Here is a 16,937-nt window from a genome sequence, read left to right as displayed (position 1 = left end):
TTCAGAACCTGAAGAGTGATCCACATCATGTTGTTATTCATGTATTATTACAATTTATAACTCATTGAAACGCCACGCTCCGACTGAAGGGCCGATGTGGTTATTTCTGACACCGCTCGGGTGCCGGTGCACAGTATCAGACGGGTCACACCCGTTGGCATTGCAGGGCGTGACGTGCATGACTGGACCTGTCAAGCGTATGACCATGCGTGTAAAACCCTGTCCTTTCGGCGCAGCAACCAAGTAGACGTCCGAGCCTTTTGACCTTGTCACCGGTGCATTTACCAACAAGCCCGCGACGCGGGTCGCGCAGCCCCCATTTTTTCGCAGCGACCCGCTGCGCCTCGTGCTATGTGGGACGCGGATTATGGTCTTGCTGCCAAGACACGCCTCAGGGCATTTGACCTAAACTGCGGCACGACTGCGTTCAAAGAAGCTTTAACAATGCCCTGCATTATATTGTTAAACAAGGGGAAATTATGGTGTCAGAAAATTTGTGGGCGTATGACGCAACCGCGATGGCACAGTTGGTGCGGACCGGTGCCACCACCAGCGAAGCCCTGATGCGGGCCTGTCTTGAACGGATAGCCGAGCGTGATCCGTCGATTGCGGCTTGGGAATTTCTTGACCCCAACATGGCGCTCGCGGCGGCCCGCGCCTGCGACGCCGCCCCCGCCAAGGGCCCGCTGCATGGCGTGCCGGTGGCGATCAAGGACATCATTGATACCGCCGAGATGCCAACCGGCTATGGCTCCTTGATCTACAGCGGCCACCGCCCCGCTGCGGATGCAAACTGTGTCAGCGCGCTGCGTGCGGCCGGGGCCGTTATCATGGGTAAGACCGTGACAACCGAGTTCGCGACCTTCCGTCCGGGCAAGACGCACAATCCCCATAATTACGCGCACACGCCCGGCGGATCCTCAAGCGGCTCTGCGGCGGCGGTGGCCTCGGGCATGGCCCCGATCGCGCTTGGCACACAGACCGTCGGTTCAGTCATCCGCCCGGCGGCCTTTTGCGGCACGGTCGGATTCAAGGCAACGCAGGGCCTGCTTGAGCTCACAGGTGTGAAACCACTGGCCTCTTCCCTTGATTCACTTGGCTGTTTCACCCGGTCGGTGCGCGATGCCGCACTGTGGTTTTCGGTTCAGTCCGGACACGCCCCCGCCCCCCGGCGCACGCGCCTGCCGAAGGTGGCCATGGTCCGCAGCGCGCAATGGCACGAGGCACGCGCCGAAAGCCGCACGGCAGTCGAATCCGCTGCCGCAACACTCAGACATGCGGGCATTTCGGTGACAGAGCCGGTCTTGCCCGAGGCCTTCAACACCTTGGTAGAATGTCAGAACATCGTCTTTTCACGGGGCGCGCGGGTGGCCCTTGCGCAAGAATGGGCAGACCACCGCGGAGCCTTGTCACCGCAACTTGTCCAAGTGCTTGCCTATGGGGACAGCATTTCTGACAGCGTTCTTGCCGAGGCGGAGAAAACCGCCGCCGCATGTCGGCGCGTGCTTGAGGGCTTGTTTCAGGAGGTTGACCTCATTCTGACCCCCGCCGCACCCGGCGAGGCCCCGCATGGCCTTGCGGCCACGGGCGACCCGCTGTTCAACCGGACATGGACACTGATGCTTGGTCCCTGCGCCACATTGCCAAGCGCGACCGGCCCGACCGGACTTCCTGTCGGGATTCAGCTTGTTGGTCCGCGCAACGGCGACGCGGCGTTTTTGGATGATGTTGGCGTCATCGCAGAGCGGCTTGGACTTGGCCTTGGGGTTTCACCGGTCTGAATTCACCGCTCTGCAAGGATTGCCTCGACATGGGCCTGCACATCGAACGCGGCCTGAAAGCCCGGCAAAACATGGGATTTGCCTTCGAGCATCAGCACCAGCTCGTCCAACTGAAGCATATAGGCATCACGCGCCAAGTTCTCGATCGCGGGGAAAACCTGTTGCCATTCGCCGCCTTGCGTCGACCACAGCCGATAGAAATCGGTCAAGCGAAACGATATCTTGTCGCCCCAGACCGTGAATTCTATGAGGTCGGGCCCGGCCCCGCCAACCGTTCCGGCAAGCGTGACCGGAACGCCCTCACATTCAAGCTCGGCCAAGGCAAGGATTTCCGCCGCGCCGGCTTCATCGGGATAGCGCACGCCCGATGAGACAAGCCGCCCGCTGCCCAGCAAGGTTTCAGCGAGATACAGGAAATGGGTTGCGACCTCTCGCACAAATCCACCCTCTTCGCGCCGGGCGAGCCACGTGGCGTTTGCCTGCCAGCCGCGCGGCCATTGGGAAAAATGCAGGCGAATTTCGGCCCCTGAAATCCGGCCCATATCGTTATTGGCGATTGCTTTGCGCATATGTTGAACCCCGCGCGCGGCAGCCAGCGAGAGGTTGATCGCTTGACGGGCCGAATGCTCGGCGGCAAATGCGACAAGCGCCGCGCTGTCAGCGAGATCGACACCAAGCGGCTTTTCGCAAAATACCGCTTTTCCGGCCTTGATCGCGGCGCGGGCATAAAGGCCATGCGCACGGGGCGGCACACCGATATAGATCAGATCAATAGCGGGATCGCTGATCATCGCCTCTGCACTGGCCGCAAGCGACAGCCATGGGTACTCCTTTTGGGCCATCTCGCAGACCGTTTTATCGCTGTCCCAGCCCGCCGCAACCACAAGTCGCCCCTGCGCGGGCATGTTGTCGAGCATCCGGCGTCCGATCACTCCCAACCCGATGATTCCCACCCTGAAAACCTTGCCCATTTTCCACCTTAGACCTTGCTTCAACATGCCTTATGTATAACAGTTAACCCACGATAATCGAACAAAAATTCGGCCCTCTACCCAGATAACAGGAGACAATCTGATGACCGGTAGCCTGCCTGACGAAATGACCTATATCGACCTGCCCAGCTTTGGCGGACCAGATGCTCTGGTGCCCGCGCGCGGCCCTCTTCCACGGCCTGCCGCAGGTGAGGTTTTGATCAAGGTCGCGGCCGCGGGTGTGAACCGCCCCGACGTCATGCAGCGCGAGGGAAACTATAATCCGCCACCGGGTGCCTCGCCGGTTCCCGGACTTGAAATCGCCGGTGAAGTGGTCGCGCTCGGGGATGGGGTGAGCGATTTGCAGCTGGGTGACAAGGTTTGTGCCCTTGTCGGCGGCGGGGGCTATGCCCAGTATTGTGTCGCGCCCAGCCTTCAATGCCTGCCGGTTCCCAAAGGGCTGAGCCTGCTCGAAGCTGCCGCCCTGCCCGAGAATTATTTCACCGTCTGGACCAATGTGTTCGAGCGCGGCGGACTGAAAGCAGGCGAGACCATTCTGATCCATGGCGGTTCCAGCGGGATCGGGACCACCGCGATCCAGCTTGCACGGGAATTTGGCGCGCGGATTTTCACCACTGTCGGCAATTCCGAAAAGGCGCAGGCCTGTCTTGATCTTGGTGCCGAGCGGGCGATCAATTACCGCGACGAAGATTATGTCTCGGTCGTCAAAGAGTTGACCGACGGCAAGGGCGTCGATCTGATCCTCGACATGGTCGGGGGCGATTATATCCCCCGCGACATCGAGGCTTTGGCGATCGAAGGGCGTCTGGTTCAGATCGCATTTCAGAAACCGTCGAAAATGGAATTCGACTTTTTGCCGATGATGCTCAAGCGGCTGACGCTGACCGGTTCCACCTTGCGCCCGCGCAGTGTGGAACAGAAGGCGGCAATCGCGCAGGCCTTGCACACGCATGTCTGGCCGCTGCTTGAATCAGGCAAGGTCAAGCCACTGATCTATGAAACCTTCCCGCTGGAAAAGACATGCGATGCCCATGCCTTGATGGATTCGAGCAAACATATCGGGAAAATCATGCTCGACTGTCAGTAAAGCCAAAGCGATGCACAAGGACTGCGGGGCGACAATTGGCGCCCCGCAGGGCCATCACATCCCCAGATAGGCGCGTTTCACCCGATCATCGGCCAAAAGCTCCCGGCCTTTTCCGCCGAATTCGATCCGCCCATGTTCCAGCACCCAGGCCTGATCAGACAGGGCAAGCGCATGACGCACGTTCTGCTCGACCATCAGAACCGTCACGCCCTCTTTGCGGATGCGGCGCACGATATCAAAGATCGTTTCGACGATGATCGGTGCCAGACCAAGCGAGGGTTCATCCAGCATCAGCAGTTTGGGCAGTCCCATCAGGCCGCGCCCGATCGCGCACATCTGCTGCTCGCCGCCCGAGAGCGTGCCGGTCTTCTGAGACTCGCGCTCTTTGAGGCGGGGGAAAATCTCGAAAACCTGATCGAGTGTCTTGGCACGCGCGGCCTTCGCCTTTGGATGCAGCGAGCCAAGTTCCAGGTTTTCGCGCACCGTCATTGATGGGAAAAGCTTGCGCCCTTCAGGCACAAGAATAACGCCGGCATCGACCCGTCGTCCCGGTGAAAGCTGATCAATACGCTCGCCTGCAAGGCGGATCTCGCCCTTCCAACAAGGTAACATTCCGGCAACCGCACGCATGGTCGTGGTCTTGCCCGCACCGTTCGCGCCGACCACGGCCCCAATCATGCCCTCGTCGATCTTGAGGCTGAGACCATGCAAAATCGGCACATCGCCATAGCCTGTATGAATGCTATCAATCTCCAGCATGCTCATGTTGCGTGCTCTCCTCCAGCCTCTGCGACAAAACTTTCGCCGAGATAGGCTTCCATGACTCTCGGATCACTGGTGATGGATTTTGGTGAGCCCTCGGCGATGGCTTCGCCGTGGTGCAATACATAAATCCGGTCGGACAGGTTCATGATGACCTGCATCACATGCTCGACGATCACCATCGTGACACCGGAATCGCGCACCCGGCCGAGCACTTCGATCATGCCGGTCACCTCGGAGGGCGTTAACCCTGCCATGACTTCATCAAGCAGCATCAGCTTTGGCTCGGTCGCCAGCGCCTTGGCAAGCTCCACACGCTTGCGCCCCGCCACAGTAAGTTCGCGGCCCAGCTTTTCGGATTGCGTGCCGAGACCGACCAGTTCCATCACTTCTCGCGCCTTCTTATTGGCCGTGGCGGCATCACGGTGATGGTTGAACGCCCCCACAAGGATGTTGTCCGTGACGGTCATTTCCGGAAAAGGTTTGACGATCTGAAAGGTGCGCGTCATGCCGCGTTTACAGATATCGGACGGTTTGTGGCCTACGATGCTTTCGCCCAGAAAGCGCACATCGCCCTCGTCTGGCTTCATGAACCCCGAAATCACGTTGAAAAACGTCGTCTTTCCAGCGCCATTCGGTCCGATCAGGCCGACAATCTCGCCCTGCTCGACATTGAAATCCACAGCGTTGACCGCTGTCAAACCACCGAACCTCTTGGTTACCTGTCTGGCTTCGAACAAGCTCATGATCCACCCTTCTTGTCAGAGTTGGCAAAGCTCTTCCGCTTTCTGGTTAACCAGGGCAAGACGCCACCCGGCATGCCCAGGACCACGGCAATCAGCAAAATACCGTACAGCAAGACAGCAAGACCGCCGCCGCCGCCGCCCATCAGATAGGCGAGATAGCCGGAAAATTTCTCGGCCAGCCCGACATCGCTCTGAATGAGCGTGGTCAGCGATATTCCAGTACCGCCGCCCTCAAAGATCACGCGGGTCGCCTCACCGACAGGGATCAGGATGAAGGCACCGACGATGGGGCCCATGATCGTGCCCGCACCACCGATCACCGTGCCAAGCAGAATCTCGACAGAGACCCGTCCGACGACCATATCATCGGGCACGATATACTGGGTGTATTGCGCGTAAAACGTCCCGCCCAACCCGGCGAGGGCCGCAGAAAGCGCGATCGCCTGAATCTTGCAGCGTTTGGTGGGCACGCCCACCGCCTCGGCGGCATCCTCGTCTTGGCGGATCGCATGCAGGTAATAGCCAAAGCGCGAGCGCGCCATCCAGGCCACAAGGGCAATCGAGCACAACATCATCAGCAAGGCGATGTAATAATAGGGCTCTTTGCCGTTGAACTGAAAATCCCAGAAACTGGCGTCACGCGAATAGGGCAACAGAATGCCATTCGCCGCGCCGACAAATTCCCAATGCAGCAGAATCAGGCGGGTGATCTCGGCGAAGGCGACCGTCACCAGCGTAAAGAATGGCCCCCTGAGCCCGTAGTGAAAGCTGATCAAGCCCAGCACGGCCCCGATCATGGCGGTAAAGCCGGCAGCCACGACCATGCCAAGCCAAGGCGACAGCCCGAGATGGATATAGCAGATCGTCGATGTATAGGCCCCTATCCCGAAAAAGGCGGCATGGCCAATCGACAGTTGCCCGGCAAAGCCGCCGATGATGTTCCAGCTCTGGCTCATGAAGGCGAAAAAGAACATCAGGATAAAGACGTGCAACAGGGCTGATCCGGTCAGACCGCTCGGCATCACCGCCTTGATGGCATCCGAGTCGGTAAACAACGGCAGAACCAGAAGACCGGCCAGAACGAGCAGATAGAACCAATGGTCACGCAAGCGTATCATTTCAGGCCCCCTTTCCGCCGAATAGACCCTGGGGCCGGAAGAGCAGTACCATGATGAACAAAACGTAAACCGCGAGGTCCTTGAGCGAGGGCGAGGGCATGACCAGCGCGCCAACGCTCTCAACCACCCCCACGATCAGCGCCCCGGCGACCGCACCCGGAATATTACCGAGACCACCAAGAACCACGATCACAAAGGCCACCAGCGTAAACTTTGGCCCGACCAGCGGCGCGACATAGAAAAACGGTGTCATCGCGATGCCCGCGATAGCCACACAGGCAATGCCGAGGCCAAAGGCGACCTTGTACATCCGGTTGAGGTCGATACCGACAGCCTGAGCGCCTTCGTGTTCTTCCGCGCAGGCGCGCAGAGCCTTGCCAGTATCGGTGCCCTGAAGAAACATCCAGAGCGCACCGCACATACCGACCGAGATCACAAAGGCCGCCAGCTTGGTATAGCTGACACGTGCGCCTAATAGCTCAAAGGTGGACGAACCGTAATCAAGTTGAAGGCTCTGGAAATCGGCAGAGAACAGAAACTGCGCCAGGGCCTGCATGAAGAGCGACAGACCAAGCGTCAGCAGGATTTGGATGGCGTGACTCTTTCCGACCACAGGCCGGATCAGGATGCCATGCACAAACCAGCCCACCCCGAAAAACAACGGTAGAGCGATCGGAATGATGATGTAGGGATCAATGCCCAGCAAGACCGAGGCAAAAAACGCCGAATACATCCCGAACATCAGGAACTCACCATGCGCAAAATTGATGATGTCCATGACACCGAAAATCAACGTCAGGCCGACAGCCACAAGTGCATAGACCCCCCCTATCAGCAATCCGCTGATCAGGGCCTGAAGATAGACCTCATACATATAGGTTCCCCACCACTGGAAAGATCCGGATCAGACGTGGCGCGCCCCTCGTTGGGCGCGCCGTGCTTGGTTTTAAGCCGTCAGGTCGTCTCAGCGATCACTCCAGGCTGGCACGGGCCAGACCGGGCTTTGCGCCGCCACATCCGCAGGCCACACCGTCTGGTGCTTGCCGTCGATGATCTGAAGCACGATCAGCTGCGCCTCGGGCGACTGGCCGCTTTCACCGAAACGGATGCAGTCATAGGGCAGGATGTTCGCATCGCCGCAGATCTCGGTTTCGGCGATCGCGTCGCGCAGCGCGTCGCGGTCGGTGGACCCGGTCTTTTCAAGAGCGGCGCGCAGAACCATTGTCGACATGTAGGTTTCGGCGGCATGGCCATTCATGGGAACGCCGAACTTTTCTTCAAAGCGTTTCGCCACCTCCGCGACCCCGGTTTTAGAAAGGTCTGTATTCCACTCTCCGACCGTAAGGGTGAGATCGGCATCCGCACCCAGGTTCGAGATATAGGCCGGGTCGATATGGCCCGCAGATGTGCCAATAATCGGAATGTTCACATCCAGTTCTTTCATGGTCTTGGTGACCAGAACCGCGTCGTTGATATAGGACACCATCAACAGTGCATCCGGGTTCAAATGCTTGATCTGCGCCACGGTCGACGTCATGTCAGGCGTATCTTTGCCATAGGAAATATCCGCCAACACTTCGAGCCCGAATTCCTTGGCCGCTGCGATTTGCCCTTCTGCGGTTGAGGTGCCGAACAGCGTATCCTCATGCAACAGAACGATACTCTTGGCAGGCGAGCCTGCGGCGGTCGAGGCGTCAATGACAAAGCGGATTTGGTCACGCGCATACCAAGAGGCCAGCGGCGAAACCTTGAATGTATATTTGAAACCACGGCCCTCTGTGATCGAGTCCGCAATTGCGACCGGATCAATGAACGGCACGCCAAGGCGCTCGGACATCTGGGTGGTGGGAAAGGTCACGCCAGATTGATAGGCGCCCATGATCGCAACAACTCCCCGTTGCGCCAGTTTCTCGACCTCGGAAATCCCCACATTCGGGTTGCCTTGCGTATCACCGTCCACCATCACCAGCTTGGCCCCGCCGAGCGACTTGATCCCGCCGTCGGCATTGATCTCCTCGATCGCAAGCTCGTGTCCACGGCGGTTGTTGATACCGATTGGGGCAACCGAGCCCGACAATGGCAACAAGATGCCGACCGGAATATCATCGGCCGCCACCGCTTGTTGCGGCAAGGTGAATGCGGTCGCAAAACCAAGCGCGGTCGCAGCGAATACCGTTCTCTTCAAATGTTTCCTCATATCTTCCTCCTCTGTTGATGACGCTTATCGCGCCTATCGTTCCAGGTGGTACGATCCTCGAAAACAAATCAACCGTCAAGCCTCCTTAGAACCCGGTCTCATCCTGCAACCGCGCGCGCGCCCCGCGGGACAACTTCATCAGCAACTCGTGCAGCATCGCCCGTTCAGCCGACGTCAGCGGTTCAATCAGCTTGGCGCGTCGACACTTGGCCGAATCGACCAGAGTATCAAAAAGACCCTGTCCCTCAGCCGACATTTTCAGGTTGTTGCGCCGACGATCTTCGCTGTCGCGCGACATTTCGATCAGCCCCTTGGACAGTAGCCTTTTCACGCCCCTGCTTATCGAATTCTTAGGCAAACCGGCCAATTCCGAGACCTCTTGCGCGATGAGTGGCCCGAGGTGGTGAAGGCAATACAGGGTCACGAATTCCGGCCGCGTGATCTGATATTCGGCTTCAAATCGCGCATAGATCGGAAACAGGAATATGTTGGAAAGATAGAAGGAACTCCACATCTCTTCCAGCGCGTTGCAGGCCAGAAGATGCATCAACCGTTGCTCAAGCGGTGCTGTTCCGTCTTGAAAATCCTGACCGGACGACATGTTCATTCTAAAAACCACATGATTCGTTAAGAGTACCAAATGGTATTAAAATCAGGCTCAGAGTCGAGACAAAACAACCCCGTCGCCTGCGGCCGGGCGCACGACTGTCTCCAAGATATCCCGCGCCGATATCGGTCGGTTTGGCCGGTTCAGCGCAACAGCGCGTCAACCCCGCTGCGCTCGAGTCCGCAGGCCTCGTAATGCTCGATCACCTTGTCGAGTTTCGTGAAAACATCCTCATAGCCAAGCGCGTTGCCTTCGGGATCGACATAGGTATATCCGCCGGTGACGTGAAACAGCGTGACCATTTCCTCAACGCCTTCGGGCACGATCAGGGTGTGGGTTTCTCCCGGCGGTTCAAAGGCATAGTCGCCGGGCCGGGCCACCCAGTCATGCTCGAGATAATGCCATTCCCCGCGCAGCGTAAAGGCATGAACGGGTCCGGAATGGCGATGGCGCGACAGGATTCCCGATTTGCGGACCTTGAGTAGATTGACATAGTAACCAGCCGACACATTCAGCAGCAGCGGGCGGAACCAGACGTTTTCGGCCTGCGGAATCCAGCTCTCGGGATTTGCGTCAAGATCCAATGCACCACCGACTAGCACATCCGGGATCATCGCAGTCGGCTGCGGCTTTTGATAGGGTATGGCGCGCATATCGAGGGTCTTGTTCATTGTCACTTTCCGATGGGGGCGGCGCGATACTTAGAATGAAAGCCACGCGCGATATCCAGTCTCGGCGTCATGAAAGCATTTTTCACCGCCCGTTTCCAGCGTCTTTGACCGTCTCCCCCGGCTAGAGGCGTGCCACCTCAACCAAGGCGGTGTGCGCGCTGCACCCCTGCCCCAGCCGCGAGGTGCCAACATCAAGGGTCAGGACATTGGGATTCCCATGCGGATCAATGTTAAGGCCGGGATCTCCAAACCAAGCCCCCGTTGGCAAGGCCACTACACCCGGCCCGATATCCTCTGAAACCCGAGCGCGCGCCCGGCATGCGCCTCGCGCATTAAAGACGCGCACGAGGTCGCCGCTCTGGATGCCCCGCTGTGAGGCCGTGTCGGGATGAATCACGATCTCGACCGGCCGCGCGCCCGGAACATCCGCAAGCGCGCTTTCCATCTGGCTGTGCAACTTGTCGCCCGGCTGTGGTGACACGAGATGCAACGGAGAAGCCGCGCTTGCCGTACCAAGCCATTCGTCTGGCGGAAGCCAGACCGGATGGCCGCGACAATCGTCATATCCGAAACCTGCAATCGTCTGGGAAAAGATTTCGATCTTGCCGGATGGCGTTGCCAGTGGCGCGCCGTCCGGATCTTCGCGAAACGGCGCGAACAGGGTTCGGTTTGGCCCTTCAATCTGGATAGGCAGCCGGACCCAGTTCCGCTCTTTCAGAGTTTCAAGCTCGGGAAGCTCCACCCCCTGCTCGGCAGCGCTGCGCCGATAGTCCGAGTAAAGATGCTCTATCCACTCTTGCGCCCTGCGGCCTTCGGTATAGGCATCTTCACATCCAAGGCGGCGCGCCAGCCCTGTGAAGATGTCGTAATCATCACGAGCCTCGCCCACGGGCGGAATCAGCTGCGGCATGTAGAACAGATAGTCGTCGAGGTTCGAGCGCCCGATATCTTCGCGCTCATAGGGGGTTGTCGCAGGAAATACGATATCGGCGCGCTTGGCGGTCGCAGTCCACCACGGCTCGTTGACAATGATCGTCTCGGGCTTTTGCCACGCGTCATGCAGGCTGTTGAGGTCCTGATGATGGTGGAACGGATTGCCACCGGCCCAATAGATCAGCCTGATATCCGGGTATGGCGCGCGTTTGCCGTTGAAATCATAAAGCTGCCCGGGACTGCGCAGCATGTCCCCGATCCGCGCCACCGGGATCACCGTGCCGACCGGGTTTTGATGTTGTGAGAACGTCATACCCCTGAGCCCCATCAGGGATTTTCCGACCCCGCCAATAGCGCCGTAGCCATAGCCGACCCCACCCCCCGGCAGCCCGATCTGACCCAGCATCGCGGCCAACACGGCGGACATCCAATAGGGCTGTTCACCATGCTGGCCCCGTTGCAGCGACCACGCCACGGTAATCAGCGTACGGGTGCGCGCCATACGGCGTGCAAGGGTCCGGATGGTCTCTGCGTCCACCCCGCACAGCGGGCTTGCCCAGTCCGGCGTTTTGGGATGGCCGTCCACCTGCCCCATCAGGTAGGGGCGAAACTGTTCAAACCCGACCGTGCAGCGCGACAGGAACGCCTTGTCGGTCAACGCCTCATCCTCAAGCACATATGCCAAGGCCAGCATCAGCGCGGTGTCCGAAGCCGGGCGCAGGGCAAGCCACTCACACCCGTCTGGTGCATCCGTGCGTTGCGGCCCGATATTGATACAGCGCATGCCCTTTTGCGCGAACCTGTCAAACCATCCCGCCGTATCGTGTTCGGTGATGCCGCCCATGCTCACCTGAGCGTTCTTTGGGTTGATCCCCCCGAACATGACCAGAGTTTCGGTATGATCGCAAAGCGTTTGCCAGCTGTCCTGATGCTCATAGACAAGGTTAAGAAAGTTCACGCCAAAGACATGCGGCATGATCGCCTGAGCGCAGCCGGTGGAATAGCTTCCAAACGAGGCCACATAGCCGCCAATCGTATTCAAGAACCGATGGACCTGACTTTGTGCATGGTGAAATCGCCCGGCCGAGCTCCAGCCGTAAGAGCCGCCGAACATCGCTTCGTTGCCATGGCGGGTGCGCACCCGGTCGATCTCGGTCGCTGCAATATCAAGCGCCTCATCCCAAGGCAGTTCTACAAAGCTATCGGCCCCCCGCCCCTTGCGGTCGCCGCCCTCTAGCCAGCCGCGCCGAATGGAGGGGCGCAGAACCCGGGTATGGTGATGGACCGCCGCAGGCAGGATATCCGGGATCGACGTGGGGTGGGGATCTTGCGAAAACGGGCGGGTCGCAACGATGCGATTGCCCTCGACATCGACCTCGAACGCCCCCCAATGGCTTGACGTTACGCCCGTCTTTCTTGTGAATCCCTCGGCCATCGGACCCTCTCGTTTGATGATTCAGCACTCTGGCTAGGTGAAGCATAAGTCATATGCCCGCGAAAGTGCAGAGTTTCAGAACCAAAACCGCTAACCTGCCCATTCCTGCCCATTCCTACCCCTTCCAGCCCCATAACCGACTTCCCTGTTTTCGCTATCTATTTCCAGAGATTGAGAGGTTGGGAACTCATGCGCCGGATAGGCCCCGATGCACGAAATGTGGATGCTTCGCGATCGAGGTAATCGGAGGTTCAGGACGCTACGGACCAAAGGGGCCAGCGTCGGTCCCATCTGTTCGAGCATGAGGTCGCGCGCCTCGCTTTCTTCGGGACCCGTCACCCCGGTCAGAAACTCTGTGCGTTGCCTAAGGGCGTCCCTGTATCGTTCTTCGAGTGACCTAACCTCGGAACCCTTTCGCGCCCTATAGGTGTCAACCAAGGACTGCCACTCGCGCATCAGCGCTTCATATTCCTTGTGGAAATTGACAGTCGCCGCGTCCGAGTTCTTCATCGTGATCGCGAAGAACTGTTTCCCGGACGCCTGATAGACGTCGATAGGGAACCTTCTGCGGAACTTGATTGAGCCGTTCTTGAGGGCGGTGAGGTGCTTGAGTTTCATTGTGATGGCTGTGAATATGAGCGTCCTGTGTGCGATAATGTGTGCGAAATCGCAACATCGCGAGGAGCTAAGAGCCTGAAAGCCAACGAAACTTAGGTATCTGAGAAATCCAATGGTGCCCCCACACGGACTCGAACCGCGGACCTACTGATTACAAATCAGTTGCTCTACCAGCTGAGCTATAGGGGCTTGGGCGCCTGATTAGCCAAGCTGCTCCGGCACTGCAAGCGAAATTCTCACCCGATCGCGCCCGTTCAGGGGGTAATGACCTGCACACCTTCCAACCGCTCTATCGCAAACATGTCCTCGTCATAGAGCTCGGTCAGCGTACCCACCACCGCATCGGTCCAGCCGGGCACGTCCAGTTCTTCCTCAATGGCGGCCTCATCGGCGAATTTACCAAGGAACGCGGCCACAACGCGACGTTTCTGCACCTCGGTCAGACCGGGGCGTGAGGCCAGATAGCTGCGAAACCGCTCCTGTCCCGTCGGGGTCATGATTTCTTGGATCAGGCTGAATTCACCCTCGAATTGCACCGTGGGGTCGATCCCGGCCAATTCGCGCACCACCTGGCTCCAGATCAGGGGCGTATCCTCGTTGCACCAGACTGTGACAGGAATGTCGGGGTGATGGGTGCGAACGCGCGTGATCAACTCGGACCAGCGCAGATGGATCGCCTCATACCCCCGCAACAGAGCCTCGACGGTATCGAATTCCGTCTGCTTGAGCAGCGGAGGCAGAAAAGTTGCGGGACTGACCACCCCGATGAAAAGTTCGAGATGATCATCCGGAAACAGTTGTCGAAAGAGATTGAGCCGATGTTCGGCCGCCCCATAGAACACACCGCCGCCCACCGCCATCTTGGGCGTCCCAAAAAATCCCGGATTGGACAGCACAAGGCGATCCACCGCCCCTTCGTTGCTGATCGCATCGACCAATATGTCGCGCGCATCCGGCGCCAGACCAGTATCCTGCGCCTGATGCAGAATATCCCGCACAAGACGGCGATAGCGCTGCGGATCGGGCACATTGGTGCCATGGTCGGCCAACATCTTGCGATTTGCGAACAGGCAATTGATCAGCCTGTCCTCGTCGGTGTGATGGGCGCCTGCGTGAATGACAACCTGCATCCGTTTCCCGGCCTCTTGGATCATTGCCCCCCACTATACGGTCTTTACGCCCGAGTGAAACAGCAATTGCCATGCCATCTGGACAAGTGAACCGTTCAGTTTATTATTCTCCCCTAGAGGCTGCAAAAAGGGCTGCGCGTGCAACTCACCGTCAACGGAATCGACCATGCTCTCGAAGATCTCGAACCCGACATGCCGCTCCTGTGGGCGCTGCGCGATGTGCTGGGGCTCACGGGTTCGAAATACGGCTGCGGCATTGGCCAATGCGGTGCCTGCACGGTGCATATCGACGGGATCGCCACCCGTTCCTGTCAGGTGACCGTGGGCGATGTCTGGGGGGCTGTGACCACCATCGAGGGGCTGGGCACGCCCGATGCGCCGCATCCCGTTCAGGCGGCATGGATCGCGCATCAGGTGGCGCAATGCGGCTATTGCCAGTCTGGCCAGATCATGCAGGCCGTCAGCCTTTTATCCGACACTCCCGATCCCTCCGACACCGAGATTGACGAGGCCATGTCTGGCAACCTCTGCCGATGCGGCACCTACCCGCGGATCCGCGAGGCGGTGAAAACCGCCGCGCGCAGCCTGAAAGGCACCTGATCATGGGGCGCGCAAAAACCATCGCCCGCCGCAGTTTCCTTGCCGGCTCTGTCGCCATCGCAGGGGGCGTGGCCTTTGGCGTCTGGCGCTACAAGACACCCTATGCCAATCCCCTGTTGGATCACCTGCCCCAAGGGGCGGCGGCGCTTACCCCTTATGTGCTGATAACCGCCGACACGATCACCCTAATCACGCCGCGCGCCGACAAGGGCCAAGGGGCCACCTCGGTGCAGGCCGCATTGATCGCCGAGGAGCTCGATGTGGATCTCGACCAGATCGAAACCGACCCCGGCCCTCCCAGCCCCGCCTATTACAACACTGCCCTGTCGGGCGATGCTGTGCCCTTCCGTGCCACCGATGACAGCTGGCTGGCCGAAACCACCCGCAGCCTTGCCGATGCCCCGGTAAAGTTTCTGGGCCTGCAGATCACCGGCGGCTCCACCACTGTACCGGATGGCTTTGACAAACTCCGCCATGCCGGGGCGGTGGCGCGTGAAACGCTCAAGGCGACCGCCGCCCGGCTGCACGGTGTTGCGCGCGCGGACCTGCGCACCGAACACGGCGCGGTGATCCTGCCCGATGGCACCCGCCTCAGCTATCAGAGCCTTGCCGCCGAGGCGGCCCGCACCGATCCCATCACCGACGTGACCTTGCGTGCCCCGTCGGACTGGCGCTTGATCGGCCAACCGATGCAGCGAATCGACATTTCCGCCAAATCCACCGGCACGCAGACCTATGGCATCGACGTAACCCTGCCCGACATGGCCTATGCCGCGCTGCGCCTCAACCCGGCGATTGGCGGCACACGCCTCAGCCATGACGCGACCGAGGCCCGCGCCATGCGCGGCGTGATCAAGGTGGTCGAATTGCCCGACGGCGTTGCGGTCATCGCCGACACCACATGGCGCGCCATGCAGGCGGTTGCAGCCATCACCGTTGACTGGGGCCCCGCCCCCTATCCCCCCAAGATGGATGCCCATTGGCAGACCCTCGCCGACAGCTTCACCCACGACCGGCGCGACAGCCAATTCCGCAACGAGGGCGATGTGGACTCCGCTCTCAAGAACGGCGCCGATCTTGAGGTCGAATACCGCGCGCCCTACCTCGCGCATGCGCCCTTGGAGCCGCTCAACGCCACCGTGCTCTACATGCCCGAGCGCGTCGATATCTGGACCGGAACGCAGGTGCCGCGTTTTGTACAAAACAACGTGGCAAACCTTACAAACCTCGAGGTCAGCGCCATTCACGTTCACGCCCAGATGATCGGCGGCAGCTTTGGCCACCGGCTCGAAGATGAGGTGACACGCCACGCCACCCGCATCGCGATGGAATTGCCCGGCAGGCCGGTGAAACTGACGTATTCCCGTGAAGAGGACATGACCCACGATTTTCCCCGCCAGATTGCCATGGCGCGGGGGCGAGGGCGCGTGGTGGATGGACAGGTCGCGGCCTATGACCTCGGTATCGCCATGCCGTCAATCCTCGCCTCGCAGATGGGGCGTCAGGGCATTCCAACTCCGGGGCCGGATCTGCAAATCGTGGCCGGGGCCTGGGATCAACCCTTTGATATTCCAGATTATCGCGTCACCGGCTACCGCGCGCCGGAGCTGATGCCGATCTCGTCCTGGCGCTCGGTCGGGGCGTCCTCAAACGGGTTTTTTCATGAGAGCCTGTTCGACGAGCTGATCCACGCCGCAGGGGCCGATCCCTTGGCCGAGCGCCTGCGCCTGTGCAACCACGCCCCCTCCCGCAAGGTGCTGGAAGCGGTGGGCGAGATGTCGAACTGGGGCGGCCCGCCTGCCCCCGGCCAAGGCCGGGGTCTGGCCTTTTGCCTGTCCTTCGGCGTGCCCTGCGCCCAAGTGATCGACGTGACCGACACCCAAGACGGCCTGCGGCTCGACCGCGTCTTTGTCGCCGCCGAGGTGGGCCGAATCATTGATCCTGTCAACTTTGAGGGGCTCGTCAAAGGCGGCGTGATCTTTGGTCTGGGACATGCGATACATGCGCAAATCACCTATGCAGATGGCGTGGCGGCGCAACAGAATTTCGATACATTCCAAAGCCTTCGCCTCTATCAATGCCCCGAAATCATCGTGCGCGGTCTGGAAAACGGCCCCAAAATCAGAGGCATCGGAGAGCCACCGGTGCCCCCCGCCGCCCCGGCGCTGGCCAATGCGATCTTTGCCGCCACCGGCCAACGCCTGCGCGAAATGCCGTTCGATAAATTCGTGACCTTTCTCTGACCCCCCTTGCCCCTGCC

Annotated in this window: 15 protein-coding genes and 1 tRNA gene; 4 read left to right on the top strand and 12 right to left on the bottom strand. The window is 59.7% G+C overall.

The features are described from left to right. The first annotated feature begins 479 nt into the window (after nucleotides 1-479). The gene (locus tag ACN0SW_RS15815; protein ID WP_417728894.1) at nucleotides 480-1,781 is read left to right on the top strand and encodes an amidase; all 1,302 of its coding nucleotides are present in this window, start codon (nucleotides 480-482) and stop codon (nucleotides 1,779-1,781) included. Between the two features lie 2 nt (nucleotides 1,782-1,783). Here ACN0SW_RS15815 and ACN0SW_RS15810 read toward each other — a convergent pair whose 3' ends face one another. Next, a complete protein-coding gene (locus tag ACN0SW_RS15810; protein ID WP_417728893.1) occupies nucleotides 1,784-2,752 on the bottom strand; it encodes a Gfo/Idh/MocA family protein in 969 nt (322 codons plus the stop codon). Between the two features lie 103 nt (nucleotides 2,753-2,855). Here ACN0SW_RS15810 and ACN0SW_RS15805 point away from each other — a divergent pair, with 103 nt between their 5' ends. Then, complete coding sequence (locus ACN0SW_RS15805; RefSeq protein WP_417728892.1) at nucleotides 2,856-3,860, top strand: NAD(P)H-quinone oxidoreductase; 1,005 nt, start codon at nucleotides 2,856-2,858, stop codon at nucleotides 3,858-3,860. A gap of 54 nt (nucleotides 3,861-3,914) precedes the next feature. Here ACN0SW_RS15805 and ACN0SW_RS15800 read toward each other — a convergent pair whose 3' ends face one another. The 11 genes from ACN0SW_RS15800 to ACN0SW_RS15750 all read right to left on the bottom strand — a co-directional run bounded on the left by ACN0SW_RS15800 (nucleotide 3,915) and on the right by ACN0SW_RS15750 (nucleotide 14,101). Beyond that, entirely contained in the window at nucleotides 3,915-4,625 is a 711-nt protein-coding gene (locus ACN0SW_RS15800; RefSeq protein ID WP_417728891.1) for an ABC transporter ATP-binding protein, read from the bottom strand. Next, the gene (locus ACN0SW_RS15795; RefSeq protein ID WP_417728890.1) at nucleotides 4,622-5,368 is read right to left on the bottom strand and encodes an ABC transporter ATP-binding protein; all 747 of its coding nucleotides are present in this window, start codon (nucleotides 5,366-5,368) and stop codon (nucleotides 4,622-4,624) included. The genes ACN0SW_RS15800 and ACN0SW_RS15795 overlap by 4 nt, the downstream gene beginning before the upstream one ends. After that, complete coding sequence (locus tag ACN0SW_RS15790; RefSeq protein WP_417728889.1) at nucleotides 5,365-6,486, bottom strand: branched-chain amino acid ABC transporter permease; 1,122 nt, start codon at nucleotides 6,484-6,486, stop codon at nucleotides 5,365-5,367. The genes ACN0SW_RS15795 and ACN0SW_RS15790 overlap by 4 nt, the downstream gene beginning before the upstream one ends. A 1-nt stretch (nucleotide 6,487) precedes the next feature. Continuing rightward, a complete protein-coding gene (locus tag ACN0SW_RS15785; protein WP_417728888.1) occupies nucleotides 6,488-7,360 on the bottom strand; it encodes a branched-chain amino acid ABC transporter permease in 873 nt (290 codons plus the stop codon). A gap of 90 nt (nucleotides 7,361-7,450) precedes the next feature. Continuing rightward, nucleotides 7,451-8,683 carry an ABC transporter substrate-binding protein gene (locus tag ACN0SW_RS15780; RefSeq protein ID WP_417728887.1) on the bottom strand — a complete coding sequence of 411 codons (1,233 nt, stop codon included), beginning with the start codon at nucleotides 8,681-8,683 and terminating at the stop codon, nucleotides 7,451-7,453. Nucleotides 8,684-8,768: 85 nt separating this feature from the next. Then, nucleotides 8,769-9,290 (bottom strand): MarR family winged helix-turn-helix transcriptional regulator, encoded by a 522-nt coding sequence (locus ACN0SW_RS15775; RefSeq protein WP_417728886.1) that lies wholly within the window; start codon nucleotides 9,288-9,290, stop codon nucleotides 8,769-8,771. Between the two features lie 143 nt (nucleotides 9,291-9,433). Continuing rightward, complete coding sequence (locus ACN0SW_RS15770) at nucleotides 9,434-9,961, bottom strand: 2,4'-dihydroxyacetophenone dioxygenase family protein (RefSeq protein ID WP_417728885.1); 528 nt, start codon at nucleotides 9,959-9,961, stop codon at nucleotides 9,434-9,436. A gap of 121 nt (nucleotides 9,962-10,082) precedes the next feature. Beyond that, a complete protein-coding gene (locus tag ACN0SW_RS15765) occupies nucleotides 10,083-12,329 on the bottom strand; it encodes a molybdopterin-dependent oxidoreductase (RefSeq protein WP_417728884.1) in 2,247 nt (748 codons plus the stop codon). A gap of 90 nt (nucleotides 12,330-12,419) precedes the next feature. Further along, nucleotides 12,420-12,947: a hypothetical protein gene (locus ACN0SW_RS15760; RefSeq protein WP_417728883.1), complete on the bottom strand. Its 528-nt coding sequence runs from the start codon at nucleotides 12,945-12,947 to the stop codon at nucleotides 12,420-12,422. Nucleotides 12,948-13,060: 113 nt separating this feature from the next. After that, nucleotides 13,061-13,136 (bottom strand) — tRNA-Thr (locus ACN0SW_RS15755). Between the two features lie 65 nt (nucleotides 13,137-13,201). Then, on the bottom strand, nucleotides 13,202-14,101 hold the full coding sequence (locus tag ACN0SW_RS15750) for a hypothetical protein (protein ID WP_417728882.1): 900 nt from the start codon (nucleotides 14,099-14,101) through the stop codon (nucleotides 13,202-13,204). 114 nt (nucleotides 14,102-14,215) lie between these two features. Between ACN0SW_RS15750 and ACN0SW_RS15745 the strand changes: the two genes are divergently transcribed. Beyond that, nucleotides 14,216-14,677, top strand: a complete 462-nt coding sequence (locus ACN0SW_RS15745) for a (2Fe-2S)-binding protein (protein ID WP_417728881.1) — start codon at nucleotides 14,216-14,218, stop codon at nucleotides 14,675-14,677. Nucleotides 14,678-14,679: 2 nt separating this feature from the next. Then, on the top strand, nucleotides 14,680-16,920 hold the full coding sequence (locus ACN0SW_RS15740; protein ID WP_417728880.1) for a molybdopterin cofactor-binding domain-containing protein: 2,241 nt from the start codon (nucleotides 14,680-14,682) through the stop codon (nucleotides 16,918-16,920). Nucleotides 16,921-16,937 lie beyond the last annotated feature (17 nt).

The sequence above is a fragment of the Roseovarius sp. genome, assembly GCF_048262375.1.
Taxonomy (GTDB): Bacteria; Pseudomonadota; Alphaproteobacteria; order Rhodobacterales; family Rhodobacteraceae; genus Roseovarius.
This window is presented reverse-complemented; position numbering and strand designations above follow the sequence as displayed.